Origin of the sequence: Treponema putidum (assembly GCF_024401155.1) — a bacterium.
Taxonomy (GTDB): Bacteria; Spirochaetota; Spirochaetia; order Treponematales; family Treponemataceae; genus Treponema_B; species Treponema_B putidum.
In genome coordinates, this window is the sequence record NZ_CP038804.1 from 578,800 (window position 1) to 595,203 (window position 16,404).

19 protein-coding genes are annotated in these 16,404 nt (G+C 36.5%); 16 read left to right on the forward strand and 3 right to left on the reverse strand.

The features are described from left to right. Positions 1 to 4 precede the first annotated feature (4 nt). Together E4N74_RS02705 and E4N74_RS02710 are read left to right on the forward strand one after the other, a co-directional pair. Positions 5 to 1,354: an OmpA family protein gene (locus E4N74_RS02705; protein WP_255818743.1), complete on the forward strand. Its 1,350-nt coding sequence runs from the start codon at positions 5 to 7 to the stop codon at positions 1,352 to 1,354. A 96-nt stretch (positions 1,355 to 1,450) separates the two neighbouring features. Further along, on the forward strand, positions 1,451 to 1,921 hold the full coding sequence (locus tag E4N74_RS02710; RefSeq protein ID WP_044978947.1) for an outer membrane protein assembly factor BamD: 471 nt from the start codon (positions 1,451 to 1,453) through the stop codon (positions 1,919 to 1,921). Between the two features lie 21 nt (positions 1,922 to 1,942). Here E4N74_RS02710 and E4N74_RS02715 read toward each other — a convergent pair whose 3' ends face one another. Further along, complete coding sequence (locus E4N74_RS02715; RefSeq protein ID WP_255818744.1) at positions 1,943 to 2,857, reverse strand: alpha/beta hydrolase; 915 nt, start codon at positions 2,855 to 2,857, stop codon at positions 1,943 to 1,945. A 145-nt stretch (positions 2,858 to 3,002) separates the two neighbouring features. Here E4N74_RS02715 and E4N74_RS02720 point away from each other — a divergent pair, with 145 nt between their 5' ends. The 13 genes from E4N74_RS02720 to E4N74_RS02780 all read left to right on the forward strand — a co-directional run bounded on the left by E4N74_RS02720 (position 3,003) and on the right by E4N74_RS02780 (position 12,967). Continuing rightward, on the forward strand, positions 3,003 to 4,232 hold the full coding sequence (locus E4N74_RS02720) for an aminopeptidase (RefSeq protein ID WP_255818746.1): 1,230 nt from the start codon (positions 3,003 to 3,005) through the stop codon (positions 4,230 to 4,232). Between the two features lie 47 nt (positions 4,233 to 4,279). Next, positions 4,280 to 5,032: a head GIN domain-containing protein gene (locus E4N74_RS02725; protein ID WP_044978950.1), complete on the forward strand. Its 753-nt coding sequence runs from the start codon at positions 4,280 to 4,282 to the stop codon at positions 5,030 to 5,032. Between the two features lie 36 nt (positions 5,033 to 5,068). Then, on the forward strand, positions 5,069 to 5,569 hold the full coding sequence (locus tag E4N74_RS02730) for a methyltransferase family protein (RefSeq protein WP_255818747.1): 501 nt from the start codon (positions 5,069 to 5,071) through the stop codon (positions 5,567 to 5,569). 16 nt (positions 5,570 to 5,585) lie between these two features. Beyond that, the gene (locus E4N74_RS02735; protein WP_255806071.1) at positions 5,586 to 5,939 is read left to right on the forward strand and encodes a nuclear transport factor 2 family protein; all 354 of its coding nucleotides are present in this window, start codon (positions 5,586 to 5,588) and stop codon (positions 5,937 to 5,939) included. A 112-nt stretch (positions 5,940 to 6,051) separates the two neighbouring features. Further along, positions 6,052 to 6,528 carry a pyridoxamine 5'-phosphate oxidase family protein gene (locus E4N74_RS02740; protein WP_255806072.1) on the forward strand — a complete coding sequence of 159 codons (477 nt, stop codon included), beginning with the start codon at positions 6,052 to 6,054 and terminating at the stop codon, positions 6,526 to 6,528. Between the two features lie 234 nt (positions 6,529 to 6,762). Then, the gene (locus tag E4N74_RS02745; RefSeq protein ID WP_044978954.1) at positions 6,763 to 7,200 is read left to right on the forward strand and encodes a hypothetical protein; all 438 of its coding nucleotides are present in this window, start codon (positions 6,763 to 6,765) and stop codon (positions 7,198 to 7,200) included. Between the two features lie 19 nt (positions 7,201 to 7,219). Continuing rightward, positions 7,220 to 7,861, forward strand: a complete 642-nt coding sequence (locus tag E4N74_RS02750; RefSeq protein WP_255806073.1) for a DUF3841 domain-containing protein — start codon at positions 7,220 to 7,222, stop codon at positions 7,859 to 7,861. A 97-nt stretch (positions 7,862 to 7,958) separates the two neighbouring features. Next, on the forward strand, positions 7,959 to 8,558 hold the full coding sequence (locus E4N74_RS02755) for a hypothetical protein (RefSeq protein WP_255806074.1): 600 nt from the start codon (positions 7,959 to 7,961) through the stop codon (positions 8,556 to 8,558). A gap of 32 nt (positions 8,559 to 8,590) precedes the next feature. After that, positions 8,591 to 9,265: a type II toxin-antitoxin system HicB family antitoxin gene (locus tag E4N74_RS02760; protein WP_255806075.1), complete on the forward strand. Its 675-nt coding sequence runs from the start codon at positions 8,591 to 8,593 to the stop codon at positions 9,263 to 9,265. Between the two features lie 74 nt (positions 9,266 to 9,339). Beyond that, the gene (locus E4N74_RS02765; RefSeq protein ID WP_010697961.1) at positions 9,340 to 9,570 is read left to right on the forward strand and encodes a DUF2281 domain-containing protein; all 231 of its coding nucleotides are present in this window, start codon (positions 9,340 to 9,342) and stop codon (positions 9,568 to 9,570) included. Further along, positions 9,570 to 9,947, forward strand: coding sequence for a type II toxin-antitoxin system VapC family toxin (locus tag E4N74_RS02770; RefSeq protein WP_253731392.1), 378 nt, complete (start codon positions 9,570 to 9,572; stop codon positions 9,945 to 9,947). Before E4N74_RS02765 ends, E4N74_RS02770 begins: the two co-directional genes overlap by 1 nt. 15 nt (positions 9,948 to 9,962) lie before the next feature. Further along, a complete protein-coding gene (locus E4N74_RS02775; protein ID WP_044978958.1) occupies positions 9,963 to 10,430 on the forward strand; it encodes a GNAT family N-acetyltransferase in 468 nt (155 codons plus the stop codon). A gap of 89 nt (positions 10,431 to 10,519) precedes the next feature. Further along, a complete protein-coding gene (locus tag E4N74_RS02780; RefSeq protein WP_044978959.1) occupies positions 10,520 to 12,967 on the forward strand; it encodes a glycogen/starch/alpha-glucan phosphorylase in 2,448 nt (815 codons plus the stop codon). Positions 12,968 to 12,974: 7 nt separating this feature from the next. Here E4N74_RS02780 and E4N74_RS02785 read toward each other — a convergent pair whose 3' ends face one another. Both E4N74_RS02785 and E4N74_RS02790 read right to left on the reverse strand, forming a co-directional pair. Beyond that, positions 12,975 to 14,165, reverse strand: a complete 1,191-nt coding sequence (locus E4N74_RS02785) for a DUF401 family protein (protein ID WP_245608812.1) — start codon at positions 14,163 to 14,165, stop codon at positions 12,975 to 12,977. Between the two features lie 38 nt (positions 14,166 to 14,203). Next, on the reverse strand, positions 14,204 to 15,391 hold the full coding sequence (locus tag E4N74_RS02790) for a MalY/PatB family protein (RefSeq protein ID WP_255806078.1): 1,188 nt from the start codon (positions 15,389 to 15,391) through the stop codon (positions 14,204 to 14,206). A 293-nt stretch (positions 15,392 to 15,684) separates the two neighbouring features. Between E4N74_RS02790 and E4N74_RS02795 the strand changes: the two genes are divergently transcribed. Then, positions 15,685 to 16,398, forward strand: coding sequence for a DUF5058 family protein (locus E4N74_RS02795; protein WP_044978961.1), 714 nt, complete (start codon positions 15,685 to 15,687; stop codon positions 16,396 to 16,398). Positions 16,399 to 16,404 lie beyond the last annotated feature (6 nt).

Below are 16,404 nucleotides of genomic sequence, written 5' to 3' on the forward strand. Positions count from 1 at the left end.
GCAAATGAATAAATTTTTAAATAAAAATAGCACTTTAAAAAACGCCAAGAGCTTAAGCAGCTTCTTTTTGTTTTTTTTCCTTTTTAGTTTTACCTTAAATGCCTATGAACCCGTTTTGCAATCTTCTTCCGTTCAAAATTGGGAGAACGGTACAATCGAATCCTTAATAAAACTGGATATGAATAAAAGCGGATTTTATCTTCCAAGTGATAGGGATGCGGCTTTTAATACAATAGAAAGATATATGCCTTCACTTTTAAAAGACATTTATCTTTCAGTTATAGTTGATTCTTCCCACCGTCTGGGAAACTATCTTGCTGAAGAAAAAGTAAATCTAAACAGTATAAACAAGATAATTGAAAAGGGAAATTATAAAAATCCTCATTTTTCAAATGATCTATCCGATGCCTTGATACAAACAAGTACTGAAATGCATGAAATTGCAAAGCTGTTTATAAAGCACAATACTCCTTATACACCCTCAATTCCGCCAAGTACGGCAGTGAGCAAGGTCTATACGGGTATTTTAATAGATGCCAGAGGCCTGCTGCCCGTGCACGGAGAATACACAAAGGAAAAACTTCAACCCTGCATTTTTCCGAAAATCTGGGATACCGATATGTCTACCATATATGAAAAGAACATGGTTGATCCTAAAATAGCAAAAAAACTGGGCATAGTTTTATATTCTTCAAGCCTTAATGAAGAGCTGTATAGGGAATATGTCGGCACCGAGCCCTTGCGTATAATAGCAAGAGGTGTTTTCGGCCAAAATAGAACCGATCCGATTATTTCGATGGAAGACAGCAGCCGTATTTTATCAAAGCCTGAAAACTTAAAACTTTTACAGGAGGGGAGAGTCGTTATCGTCTGTGATGAAGATATGCTTCATGTTACAGAGCCCTTTACTCCTCCCGATGAAAACTATTACTTTGCCTATCATGATATTGAACTATTACTTGAAAAGAAAAAAGAAAAAGGAATTGAATTATCCAATCCGAAAAATATCATAAAGATAATTATGTATGATATACGGTTTGTTGCGGATATGCCCGATGTACTTCCTGAAGAGATGGGAAAGATAGATTTAATTGCGGAAGCTCTTTTAAAATTAGGGCCTTATACAAAATTTTTAATTGAAGGTCATACGGCTGACCTCAACAGACCTGAGGAAGAAAAAATTCTTTCGATACAGAGAGCTGAAAGAATTGCAGATGAAATTTCAAAACGGGGAATTGACCGCTCAAGGATAACGACAGCCGGTTACGGCAGTACAAAACCAAGGGCTCCCAGTAATAATGAGGCAAATATGGCAAAAAACCGTCGGGTTGAAATTACGGTAATCCGTGAGTAATCGTTTACATGAGGCTGATTTTAATTATGATACTTTTTTTAGCCTTGTTTGTTTATGCTGTATTAAAATATAATTTAAATAAAATTGGAGAATAAAATGATAAAAAAATTTAGAGTTAAGGCCTGTGTTTTTAATTTGTTTGGCCTTACAATTTTAATGACTGCAATTTCTTTGCTGTTTTCTTGTTCCAGTCTTCCGACTGATGAAACCGTTCCTGCAAATCTTACACCGATTGAACTAAATCAAAGGGCTCAAGCAGAACTTGATAACGGTTATTTAAGAAATGCTCTTGAGTATTATAAAATAATTATAAAACGCTACGGCTCTGATGCCTCTACCAGAACAGCTGCAGAATACGAGATAGCCCATATCTATATAAGTCAAAACAAATGGCTTGAAGCCGATGATATGCTTAAAACTATCATCGACAGGTACGAAATGGCCGGAGGGGCTGGCCTTGCTCCTAAGTATTTGGTTCTTGCAAGGAAGGATTATAAAAAAACTCAAGGGCATATCCAAAAATACAACTTGAGAAAAACAAAGGCACAACCCGAAAAAACAGAATAACAAGTTTAATAGGATTTTATCCTATAACCTTTTTTCTATCCATTCAAAAATATCGGCCTTAACTTCTTCCTTATTGGTTTCGTTTAAGATTTCATGGCGGGCTCCTTCATAGAGCTTTAAGTTAAGGTCTTTGATACCATTGGCCTTATAAATATCATATAGTTTTTTTACGCTCTTACCGAGGTTTGAAACGGGATCCCTCGCGCCTGAAGTAATTAGGATGGGCAGGTCAGTCGGAATCTTAGTCATTTCCTTACTTTTGTGCGTTTGTTTTAGTCCTTTAATCATGTCTTGATAAAAACCTACAGTGCATACAAAACCGCAAAATTCATCATCAATATATTTTTGAACCTCTTTTTCATCTCTTGAAAGCCAGTCAAAATTTGTTTTAGGGGAATCAACGGTTTTATTGTAGGCTCCAAAGCTTAGTTTATCCATAAATTGAGAAGGCTTTTTTCTTCCTGAAAACAGCTTGTTTAAGCCGGCAGCAATGCCTGCGATTTTCAATATAGGGTTTGGGCCTGCACTCCCTACTAAGACAGCCGCCTTCACGGTTTTACCGTAGTTTTCTATATAGTTTTGAGTTATAAAAGACCCGAATGAATGTCCCAATATTATAACCGGAATATCCGGATAAATTTTTTGAATTTCATCATTGATTTCTTTTTGGTCTTCCACCACTCTTTGGAAACCGTTATTATCCGAAAGGTATCCTTTAAGCATTACATTTCCGCAAGTTTTGCCGTGTCCTCGATGGTCTGCTGCAAAAACGGTAAAACCTCTAGTGCAAGCGTCTTCTGCAAAATCTTCATATCTTAAAGCATGTTCTGCCATTCCGTGAACTATATGGATTACAGCTTTTGGCTTTTTTTTAGGCAGCCATTGATGCACTGCAATAGCCGATCCGTCGTTCATTGTTTGATAAATTGTCTGCATAATTAATCCCCTTTTAGATATTATAATTCATAAAAATATAATTTTCAATAAATAAATAGGCAAATTAAAAAAAAGTATAAATCATTTACTTTTTTCATTTTTTATGGTAAAGTGGTAAAACTATAAATCATTTTTGGAGGACTTTATGGATTTTAAACGAAATATAGAAAAATATGTTGAACTTATTTTGAAAGTCGGCCTTAATATACAAAAGGGCGATGGTATCTTTGTACTTGTAAACGAACATTCAATCGGCATGGTTCGGGAGGTTACAAAACAGGCTTATAAGATGGGAGCCAAGGATGTTATCTATGACTTTTCCGATGATCAGATGACCCTTGACCGCTATGCTTACGGTGCTGACAGCATCTTTAAGGAAATGCCCAAATTTAAAATAGACTATATGGAGGCGGCTTATAAAAATAATTACCATCGCCTTGCAATAGTAGCAGATAATCCAGAACTTTTAAAAAACGCTGATGCAAAAAAAGTTTCTGAATGGAATAAGACTAGGGCTATAGCCTCAAAGCCCATAATGAAATACACAATGGAAAACCACGTAAAATGGTGCGTTGCCGCGCACCCGACTCCCGAATGGGCAAAATCTGTATTTCCCGAATTACCTCAAGACCAAGCTCTAACAAAACTTTGGGAAAAAGTATTCGACGCAACAAGGGTAAGCATTCCCGACCCTGTTGCCGCATGGAAAGAACATGATGCCGCCTTAAAAAAACATCAAAACTTTTTAAACGAGATGGCTTTTGAAAAGCTCTTATACAAGGGACCGGGAACCGATTTGGAAGTATATCTTACCCAAGGACACCGCTGGGTCGGCGGCTCCGGCAAGAGCACTAGAGGAGATGTCTTTATGGCCAATATTCCTACTGAAGAAGTATTTTCGATGCCTCATGCCTTTAAGGTAAACGGAACATTAAAAGCCACAAAGCCATTGGCTGCCAGAGGAAGAATTATCGATGATTTTCATTTTACCTTTAAGGACGGAAAAGTTATAGACTTTGATGCTAAGAAAGGAAAAGAGGTGCTTCAATCTCTATTAGATTCCGATGAAGGATCACGCCGTCTTGGTGAAGTTGCCTTGGTAGCAGATGATTCTCCCATCAGCAACACAGGCATTCTTTTTAAAAACACTCTCTTTGATGAAAACGCATCCTGCCATTTTGCCATAGGAAACGCCTATAGCGAAAATATAGAAGGAGGAGAAACCTTTACCGACGAAGAAAAGAAAAAAATAGGGATGAATAATTCTATTATTCATGTTGACTTTATGGTCGGCGGCCCTGAGCTTTCCGTTATAGGTGTTAAAAAGGACGGAACTCAAGTTCAGCTTCTAAAAGACGGAAACTGGGTGATATAAAATAAAGAAATGTATCATAAACGAAAAAATTTATTTTAAGGATTTTTATGAATAAAACAACAATCAAACTAATCGGTATTGTAAAAGCTGCCCTGATAACGGCTCTTTTGGTTATGTGCATCGGCTGCCGATCCTTTTCCGATTCAGATAAGTCAATCAAAGGAAACGGAATAATAGAAACTAAATCATTTTCTGAAAATAATTTTACTACTGTTTGCATCTCAGGCGGTTGGACTGCCGATATACGGTGCAGCGAAGCCTTTTCCATTCAAATTGAAACGGATGAAAATATTTTCTCCTATTTAGATATATCCGTTACCGGCACCACTCTTAACATCGGTTTTAAGTCGGGATACAGCATATCAAAGACGCATTGTAAAGCCTCTATTACAATGCCTGCTTTAATAAAGTTGCAGACGTCCGGTTCAGTTAGAGGCAGCATTTCATCATTCAATATGCCTAAAGATTCAATGTCGATAGATATCTCAGGCAGCGGTGATATTACTGCACTCGATATTACGGTAAATACCTTAAGGTTGGACGTATCCGGCGCAGCCGATTTTTCCGCAACAGGAAAAGCCGAAAATATGATAGCGGATATTTCCGGTTCAGGGGATATAAAAACAACCGGTTTGGAAACCGAAAAAGCCGATATTTCAATTTCAGGTGCCGGTTCTGCAAAAGTTTGGGTTACAAGGAATTTAAAAGCCGATATCAGCGGTTCAGGTTCAGTCCGTTATAAGGGTAATCCTGAAATTAAAGTAAAAAGCTCGGGCAGCGGCAGCATATCTTCTCTTTAACAATGGAGTGATTAGCCATGAAGGATTTTATATAATATGAAAAAAGAAAACCAAGAACATCTCCCTGTTATGGGAGTAGGGCCTGTGTGTATTGCAATTATGATTGCGCTCACCGCTGCAGGGATTGCGCTTGTCAAATTCAATATGCTTACAAGCGGCAATGTTACCGGTGGTATCATCGCAGTTCTTTTTGTAATTGCCGGAATCTTGTGCATTGCAGTCGGGGGTATCTTGTGGTATGCTGCGGTATTCGGCGCCAAGATCGACATCAAGATAAAGTCGAACCGGCTTGAAACCGGCGACGTGTATGCCCTCGTGCGTAATCCCATTTATTCCGCCTTTTTGTTTATCTGTATCGGTGCGCTGCTGTTCTGCCGTAATTGGTATGTATTGATTTTGCCGCCTATTTTTTGGCTGTACCTTACCGTGTTTATGAAGCTTACGGAAGAGCGATGGCTTTTAGACCGCTTCGGAGAGGAATATAAAGCTTATAGTAAACGGGTCAACCGATTTATTCCGTGGAAAAAGAATAAGTAATCTTGCCGGCAAGACTATGAACATACAGGATTTTTGGAATGCGGTGTTAAAACAGGATAAGGAGAGTTTGCGTACCTTTTTTGCAGATTCGGCATATATCAACTGGCATTGTACCAATGAGCATTTTACAGCGGAAGAATACATACGGGTAAACTGTGAATATCCGGGGACATGGGACGGTACAATCGAAAGGGTAGAACAAATCGGAGACCTTACCATCACCGCAGTCAACGTATACAGCGCCGATAAAACAAGTTCTTTTCACGTGGTGTCGTTTATAAAAATAAAAGACGGTAAAATCATTGCGATGGATGAATATTGGGGATATGACGGAGAACCTCCTCAATGGAGACTGGAGAAAAATACATAACCGATTGGTAACGGATAATTTGTAATTGGTAATTAAAGTAGCCTACGTACGGTATGCGGTAATTACACATTGCACATTACAAATTATCAATTTATATAAGGGAGGTTTATTTATGAGAAGAGTAGACAGGGCAGTAACGGATAATCGTCAAATACAATCAATTATCGAAAAAGCAAAGGTTGTACATATCGGTATGATCGATAATGACCGGCCGTATGTAGTACCGATGCAGTACGGTTTTATATTTAACGAAGGCAAATTGACTTTATATGTGCACTGCGCAAAAAAAGGGCGGAAGCTGGATATTATAAACAAGAACCCTCATGTTTTTATCGAGCTTGAAACGGAAGCTGTGATTATTTCCGGAGGGGAAATTCCGTGTGAGTACGGATCGGAATATGCAAGCGTTATGGGAGACGGCACGGCTTTTTTTGTTGAAGATGTAAAAGAAAAGATTTTAGGCTTGCAGCTGCTGATGAAAACACAGACAGGCCGGGATTTTGAAATAACCGAACAGATGACAAAACAGGTTACTGTTTTACGTATCGATGTTCCATGTGTAACGGCAAAAAGCAGAGCTAAGGCTTAGTTGGAGGTGTGATAAACAGTTCGGCACAAATACTGCCTCACTGTTTATCTGCCGAGTTTGCCTTTCAGGCAAACGTCGTGTTATTGTATGCGGTTTGCAAGCAAACCGCTTGAAAAAGCTTTTTTCAGGATTTGATTCGCTATCCGCTTTAGCGGATACGATGAAAAATTTCCTTACAGAACAGAGCCGAAAGGCTCTGATAATCCTTGCAAAAAGTTTTTATGGGAGGATAAAATGTGTGAAGAATGTTATGTAAACGAAAATAGAATTACTCCGCTGCTTAATCCCGTAGATTGTTTGGAGCACCATACACAATATATCTGCGGAACATGCGGACGGTGTATTTGTATTGAGCGTGATCCTCAACGAGGTTTGCAAAGATGGAATTTTCCGTTTAAATCATTGGAAATTGCCAAGCTCTATTTACGGACCGCGGATTATACGGAAAAAAAGGCCTGCGGTATCTACGAAATAGAAAGCAGCAAGGGAAAAAAATCATATAAAATTTTCCCTTCCTATGATGATCTGCTTTTATTTTTGAAAAAAAATAAAGATAAAAAATGCAAACAAACAGCGCCTCTTTTTACTGTTGGAGAATATAAAGAATATCCGCATACACAAATACGTATGTTGGCTTCTGCCGAAGTAAGACAATATATGAGTGAACGTTAACTAAATTTTATGAGAGGTAATGACTTTGAATGAGCATATAAAAAATCCTTATACCAAAAACGGAAAAACTTTATTGTTTACTTGCCAAGATAAAAGGTCTTTGGATATTCTGGAAAAAACTGGACTTTTTCTTAATAAAAGAATATACATAGAAGAACACCTTGCAGGCATCTCATCTTTTATGCTTAAATGCTATGACTGGTTCATAAAAGAATCATCTAAGCGCATAAAAAAGCCCGATTATGCCGATTATCATATCTGGTGCTCTGTGAGTGCAAAAAGTTGTATGCGCCCGGAAGAAGGCGAAGTCGCCTATGTTTTGGAAGTCCCCGATGAAGAAATCTTGTACTTCAGCGGGTTTAAATGGGATTACGTGTTAAATCTGCACTATGTTCCTGAAAACGAAGCGGATCTTGCAGCCTACGAAGAAGACATAAAGCAAAAGGGTTTTAAAAATTCCTATGAATTCATTAACGGAAGATATGCACGGATGTTCCCCGATGAAGAAAAACGGGTACGGGACAGCTGGCTCAGAGTTTTTGATATAGAAGATTGGAATATCTTTGATGTGCAGGCAAATATCTGGCACATAAAAAAAGAATGGGTTAAACAGGTCATAAGACCGGGTGAAAGAATCCCCGAATGTTTCGTCTTGGATTAAAGAAAAGAGATATCTTTGTGTTAATACACTGTTATGGGCGGTCTCTTGACTATGCCTCACAAATGATATAAAGTAATTTCTATAAGGAGAAAACTGAATGAAAAAGCTTGTTTTGATTGCTTTGATTGCTGTTTTATTTGTTGGTTGTGGTAAAAAAGAAAAAGGAATTGTAACTATTGAAAATAAATCTTCTTATCCCATAGAGTTTGAATTTGCCCAAAACTATGAATCCAAGATGATAACACTTCAATCCAATAATGCAATTGATTGTGCATGGGAACATTACTTTCATTGTATCATAAAAAAGCCCAGCACTAATATTTTGAAAAAACAGGAAACAAAAGAAAAAATAGTGTTTTTAAACAATGATAATTTATGCTCTTATACTGTCAAAAATGGGGTGTGTGATTTAATAATGCTGGATAATAACCAATCTCTATTGGCTTTGCCTACAAATTCTCCAACTGATTCAATAACTCTTAATAAAGGTCAATCTAATATTAAGACTTTTCGTTCTCTTTCTGTTCAAAATGTGATTTTTAATAAAAATATTACTATTGGAACTGATCAATATCTGCAATTTAAAAGAGATGGGAATCTTTTTTATTATGAAAAAACTAGCGGTGATTATTCCATTGTTATAATTAAAGTAGAAATATCTGGAAACAATATAATAATATTCAAGATAAACAGTTAATCAACTATAAAATAACCAGCAAGGAGGCTTTAATGCACATAATCTACGAAACTAATGGTTTGGGGTTTCTTGGTTGGATAAAAGATTTACCCGGGGCTTATATTCGGGGGAAGACACTGGAAGAGGCTAGGGGGAAAGTCAATAAAGAAATAGCTTTATATAATGAATGGCTTAATTTTGAAGAAGCTATCGATATGCAAATAAATGAAGAAATAAAAGAATCCGATTTACACATTGAAGATGCCGATTCCGATATTATATTTGATTCGGAGCTAATAGATTTTGATAAAAAAGACGATTTTCTTTTTTGGTGCAATAAAGTTTTACTTTCCGGAACAAAAACTGAAGAAATATATAAAAGAATGAAGAATAAATCGCTAATTGACATTACGATGAAGCGGAAGACTTTTTACGGTGATGTATATTGTACAATTAACGATCAATATCGTCACATTGTTAAGGTTCAAAACTACTATCTAAATCAAATCGGTACTGAAATGGATATAGGCGATGAGCTCCGGCTCAATCGTATGGAATTTATAGAAAAGCTAAAGGAAAAATATCTAAAAGAGGGCAATAAGCTGTATCGCAATGAGAGTGAGGATTGGACGGTTAAAAAAGTAATTCGTAGAACTATTTGGCATGACCGCATTCATATCAGAGCTATAGAAAGAATGGAAAAACGCTTAAGCAAAATAAAGCCTTGATTTTATTAAAATTATGTTAAATTTAGATACAAAAAGTTATATTTGTGTTATAATAATTTAGAGGAGGTATGTTTATGTCTTATGAACAGTATTCTCAGTTGGAAACACAGGTTTCAGAAATGCCTTATGAACAGAAACTTCAGCTTCTTTATATAATTGTGGATAGTTTAAAAAATACGACAATAAGTAAAAAGGATAATTTAAAGTATAAGAAGCCAAAACGCAGATTTGGGATTTTGAAAGGTAAAATTTGGATGGCTCCTGATTTTGATGATACTCCTCCCGGTTTTGAGGAGTATATGTAATGTACATTTTAGATACGCACACGCTTTTATGGCTTTTTGATGAAGATGAAAATCTTTCTTCTTCTGCTAAAAATATTATTCTAACTGAAGATACATTGTATGTAAGCATTGTAACTTTTTGGGAAATTGCAATAAAACAAAATATTGAAAAGTTAAAATTAGAATATACTCCATCTGAACTGATAACATTAGCTGAGCAGCAGGCTATAAGTGTTTTGCAAATCTCACCTAAGCATCTTGATACTATTAGAACATTGGAAAAAATACATAACGATCCTTTTGACCGCTTGATTATTGCACAAGCTCAATGTGAAGATATGACAATTATTACAAAGGATTCTATTATTCCAAAATACAAAGTAAAAATCTTATGGTAATAGTGGGGAAAAATTATGGATTTAAGTTTCAGGTTATCAAAAGATGCCGAGTATATCGCATTAATGAATAAAGATGTGCAAGAGCTTCATTACAAATTGTATCCTGAGTATTTTAAACCTTTTTCATATGATGAAACATTAAATTTTTTTAAAAAGCAATTACAAGAAGAAAATTGGTTTTGCTATATTGTCTCTTGTGACGGAAAAGATGCCGGTTATGCTTTATTTTATATTCGGGATTATCAAGAAAATTCTTTTAGAAAAGCCTATAGAGGAATACATATCGATCAAATCGGCATAGTGCCTGGATACAGACGAAAGGGAATCGGCAAGGCTTTTATAAAAGAAATTGAAAAAATTGCCGTTAAAGAAAAAGCCTCACAAATTGAGCTGAGCCATTGGGAGCTGAACGAAGATGCAAAGTGTTTCTATGAGAGTCTTGGCTTTGATACATATATCAGATTTGTTGTTAAAAAAATATAAAGCCCCCCAATAAATAGCCTTGATTTTATCTGAAAAAAGGCATACAATAGATGTAGAATAATATGGATACATAAGAAGGAGGTAGAAACTTGGTTATTTCAAAAGAAGAAGTAAAGGATTCCGTCATAAGACGCTTAAAAAGAAATTTCAGTAAAAGTCTTGATAAGGCTACCCGCCGAGAGATTTATGATGCCGTAGCCAGTACGGTTATGGAGCTTATCCAATCTAACTGGATTAAGACTATGAATGCTCAAGAGAAAACCGGAGTCAGAAGGATGTATTATCTTTCGGCCGAATTTTTGATGGGACGAGCCTTAATAAATAATATAAACAATATGGGTATTCGAAAAACCATTGAAGAAATTGCAGATGAAATATCCGAGCCTCTTTCTATTATCGAAGATGAAGAGCCCGATGCCGGTTTGGGTAACGGAGGCTTGGGAAGACTCGCCGCATGTTTTTTGGATTCCCTTGCAACTATGGACTATCCCGGGCACGGATACGGCATCCGTTATAAGTATGGAATGTTTGAACAAAGAATCGAAAACGGTTATCAGGTCGAATATCCCGACCGCTGGCTTTTTGCCCGCGACCCTTGGGAGGTACGCCGCTCCGATTTGAGCGTTAAGGTATATTTTGGAGGAATTCCTTCTTCCCGAACCTCAGAGAGCGGAAAACTATATTATGATCTAAACGGGGCAGAAGAAATTATAGCTACCCCCTATGATATGCCGATTGTGGGTTACGGTACGGATACGGTAAACACCCTCCGCCTTTGGGAAGCTTCCTCAGATGACGGCTTTGATCTTCCGCTTTTTAACAGTATGGAATATAACAGGGCATTCCAAAAACAGATAGATGCCGAAAGCATTTCCTGTATTCTATATCCGAATGATTCCGGCCCGCCCGGAATGAATTTACGCTTAAAACAGCAATACTTTTTTACTTCAGCAAGTTTACAGGATATTATACGCTCATTTATACATAGAGAGGGTACGGATTTTACCAAGCTGCCAGATTATGTTGTAATCCAGCTAAACGATACCCACCCTGTTGTAGGAATCCCTGAACTTATGCGTATTTTGATGGACGATTATCATCTTGAATGGGATGCGGCTTGGGATATTACAAAAAAAGTTTTTGCATATACAAACCACACGATTTTAGCTGAGGCCTTGGAGAAATGGCCCATAGATGTTTTCCAAAAACTTTTGCCCAGAGTTTATCAAATAGTTGAAGAGATAAACAGGCGTTTTTTGGCACAACTTTACGAAAAGTATCCGGGAGATTGGAAAAAGCATAATAATATGGCGATCATGGCTGACGGAAAGATTCATATGGCACGCCTTGCTATAGCCGGATCTTTTTCGGTAAACGGAGTTGCCGCTCTTCATACCGAAATCCTAAAGCATAAAGAACTTGCCGATTTTTATGACCTATATCCTCATAAGTTTAACAATAAGACCAACGGAGTAACTCAGAGACGCTGGCTCTTAACGGCCAATCCTCTTCTTTCCGCTTTTATAACAAAATACATAGGTGACGGCTGGATAACCAACTTGGAAGAATTAAAAAAACTTGAAGCCTTTATAGACAATGAAGACTTCTTGGAAGGCTTTATCGAAGTTAAGCATAAAAACAAGATAAGACTTGCCGAGTATCTTGAAGAAAATCAGGGAATATTTATCAACCCCGATTCTATCTACGATGTTCAGATAAAACGCCTTCACGAATATAAAAGGCAGTTATTAAATATTTTCCACATAATGACCCTTTATAACAGAATTATAAATGATCCTTCCTATGATCCGATTCCGATGACATTTATTTTCGGAGCAAAGGCTGCAGCGGCTTATAGACGTGCAAAGGAGATAATAAAGCTCATAAATACGGTTGCCGACAGAATAAATAACGATCACAGGGTTGCCGGTAAATTAAGAGTTGTTTTTGTCGAAAACTACCGTGTTTCTGCTGCAGAAAAAATATTTCCTGCCGCCGATATTTCGGAACAAATTTCTACTGCCGGAAAAGAAGCCTCCGGTACGGGTAATATGAAATTTATGATTAACGGAGCCGTAACAATCGGTACTTTTGACGGAGCGAATATCGAGATTATTGAAGAAGCCGGAGCGGAGAATGAATTTATCTTCGGACTTAAGGCTGAAGAGATTTTAAAGATGGATAAGGAAAACACCTATAATCCGAGGGAATATCTTTCAGCAAATCCTGAACTGGAAAAAGCTGTAAACCAGCTTATTGACGGGACATACACCCTGCCGGGAGAGCAAACCTTTAGAGGACTTTACGATTCTTTGATTTACGGTGTTGAAGGACAGCGGCCTGATACTTATTATATTCTTGCCGATTTTAAGAGCTATCAAAAAGCTCATGAACGAATTATAAGCGAGTATTATCACCGCCATGATTGGGCAAAAAAATGTATTTTAAATATAGCCCGATCCGGAAAATTCAGTTCGGATAGGACTATTCAAAATTATGTTGATGAAATTTGGAAACTGGAAAGAATTAAAGTATAAAATGGTCTTAATACAATAAGCCTTCGATAAACTTAATCAAAATATAACTGTAACCAAATGCGATGCCTATAAAAGAAATTATTATCGGTAAGGTCTTTATTATCAAAGATAGGAATGAAGTTTTATAGTGCTCGGTTATTATTGCCAGACAAATATGAGTAGGAGACACTTGTGAAGCAATATAACTTATACTCATAAAAAGGACTAATTCTCCCAGTCCTGCATTAGGTATTGTCGAAAAAGCAATAGGAACTATCATAGCTATCATGGCTTGAGCTCCTGCGACTATTGTTCCCAAAAAAATTATTATCGAAAACACGGCAGTAACCGGAATTGGCAGTTTTCCAAAAAAGTTAGGCAAAGTTTCAATAACATGAGTATACTCCAATACTGTTTTAAAAATCATAACCAGTAGAAAAGTTAAAAGCATTTTTGCTTCAAAAGCTTTAACTGCAAAAATTTTTAAATCGGAAAATTTAAATTTATAAATAAAAATCATTATTATAATTGCCGGTAAAACTGCAAAAACAACCTGAATCTTCAATACAAGAATTAACAAGGTTGTAAGTGCTATAGGCCATAGAGCTTTAAAAAATGAGTAAACGGCATCTTTTTTATCCTGATTTTTGTCTTTATCCGTATTTTTAGGTATCTTTCTTACGTAAAATATAAAACCCAGTAAAAAAAGAACAAAAACCATTGGAAGCATGCTTATAACAAAGGCTGTCATATCCACACCGGTAAGTTTTAGAGCTAAAAGTATTGAAGCATAAGTGGGCATAAATAGCTCTGATATGTGCCTATAATAACTCGCTACAAAGGTTCTTTCATTAACATTAAGATTATCCTCCGAGGCGGCATCTACTATAGGAGCCGCAATAAGTACCGCTCCCGGTGAAGGAAGCAATCCTACTATAAAGGGGGCAACCATTGCATTTATGCGTTTAGAATGAAACATTTGTTCAAGAGATTTTTCAGCAAGCATTAGAAGATTCTTGTTTTCCATCATACGTTGTAAATAAGTAACGACATAAAAAGCAAGTAAAAGATATATTGTTTGAGAATTTAAAGAGGCATCTTTGACTATCCATATAAAATCAGGCAAAGGGATCTTATACAAGATAACTGAAAAAACGACCCCTAAAATTATGGCCTGATAAAGGGGCCGCTTCAAGGCCAGCCCCAATATAATAGCCAAAAATATTATCCCCAAATAGACTAATTGCATATAATATTTTAAAATCTTTTTTTCTTTAATGCGTCACCTAGCATATCCAAGTGCCGCTGTAAAATTTTAGTGGGACAGCCGACATTGATTCTTTCAAAGCCGTCTCCTTCAGAACCGAAAACATAACCTTCATCTGTAAAAAATTGGGCTTCATTGTGCATAAAGTTTTCCAAAGTTTTATTATCCATTCCGAGTGCCTTAAAATCAACCCATTGAAGATAAGTACCTTCAATATATCGGCTTTTAAGCATGGGGAAATTGGCATCAAAATAGTCTTTAACCAGCTTTTGATTCTTGTCAAGAACTTGAAGAAGCTCTCCAAGCCACTTATCACACTGAGTATAAGCTATCTCGCAGGCTTTAAAGCCTAGAGCATTTACGCTTGAAGATCTCATCTTCTGAAGCATGTCAGAATATTTTGTTCTAATGTTTTCATTTTCAACAATTATATTTGATGTAGCAAGCCCTGCCACATTGAAAGTCTTTGAAGGTGCTGTCGCAGTTATAGTGTTTGCCGCTATTTCTTTTGAAATGCTTGCCATAAGAGTGTGTTTATAACCGGGCATTACAAGATCATTCCAAATCTCATCGGAAAAAACTATAACGTTATTTGCCAAGGCTATTTCGGCAAGTTTTTTTAATTCCTCTTTTTTCCATACACGGCCGACAGGATTATGAGGCGAACAGAAAATCAAAAGTTTATTTTTAGGCTGTTTTGCTAAGCGTTCAAATTCGTCATAATCTATTGTATAATAATAATCTTTATCACATAAGAGAGGGCAGTTCACAAGTTCCCTGTCATTCATCTCAACAGCCATAGAAAAAGGATAATATACCGGTCTCATGACAATTACTCCGTCCCCTTTTTCGGTAAAGGCATTTACTGCGGCAAAAAAAGCATTTACAATACCGGGAGTCTGAATAATCATTTCAGGATTTACAGTATAACCATGCTTACGTTTAAGCCAATTGATTACGGCATTATCATAATCCTCGTACCGCATAGAATAACCTAAAATCAGTCTATCAAGATAGCTTTTTAGACCTTCAGTTATTTCCGGCGGGTTTTTAAATTCCATATCAGCTACAGAGAGCGGAATAATGCCGTCCGAAACGTCCGGCTTCCACTTGTACATAAGTTCCCACTTAGCTGCTCCTATTTTTTTTCGTGGTAGGGTGTTTTCAAAATCATACATAATTTGTCTCCTGATAGTTAAGGGTCTAATCAATAGTATACACTAAAAATATAAACTTTACAAGCAAAATTTAAAAAAATGTCAAAATTTTATGTTAAAAATTTAAAAAAATCGAAAATATTTCGACAAATTTTTAAATTTTTTTCTTGACAAATATCGAATATGGATGTTATACTGATATAAATAGTTAATAATCTTAACTATTTATATCTTTATGTATCACTGCGCTTTGCAAAATTGCCGTATATGTTTTTAACAGCCCAAAAACTTGCAGAGCCGGTGTAGGAGGTCTTATGAATACAATTACTATTGTAAACGGAACTGTGTGGATTTTTGCCATTATACTGACATCTTTCGTCGTCATCCAAGCAGCTGTATTTCTAAAAAAAGCTTTAAGTTTTAACAAGAAACATAAACTGCTCACGGAAGAAGAGGTAACGATTTCAGTAAGAACCGGAATTTTTTCAATTATTGGGCCCGCTTTTTCCGTAATGGTAGCGGCATTAACAATTATGGCTATGTTGGGTTCCGGAGCAGCATTTATGCGCATTGGAGTTATCGGGTCTGCAAATTACGAGTTAATGTTAGCCGGAATTGCAGCAGATGCTTTGGGTGTAGAGCTTGCAAATGCTAACATAACAACAGGTGTTTTCATTTTAGTTCTTTATGCAATGATTCTAGGAAGCGCGCCTTACTTTATCAACTGCTTTTTTAGTTTAAAACCAATGGAACGTTCTTTGATAAAAAATAAAAATATTGAAGGCAGTTTTGCAAAAATAGTTGGTTTTATCGCATCTATAGCTCTTATAGGCTATTTTGCAATCGACAATTTCCGCAAGGGAAAGGTTGAAGCTATAGTAATGTTTATTTCAGGCGGTATAACTCTATTATTGTCGATGTACGCAGAAAAATCCAAGAAAAAATGGATCTACGAATGGATGCTGGCCATTGCTTTGGTTGTAGGGCTCGGCAGTTCGATTATTTTAACTGAATTTATTTTTAAATAGGAGATT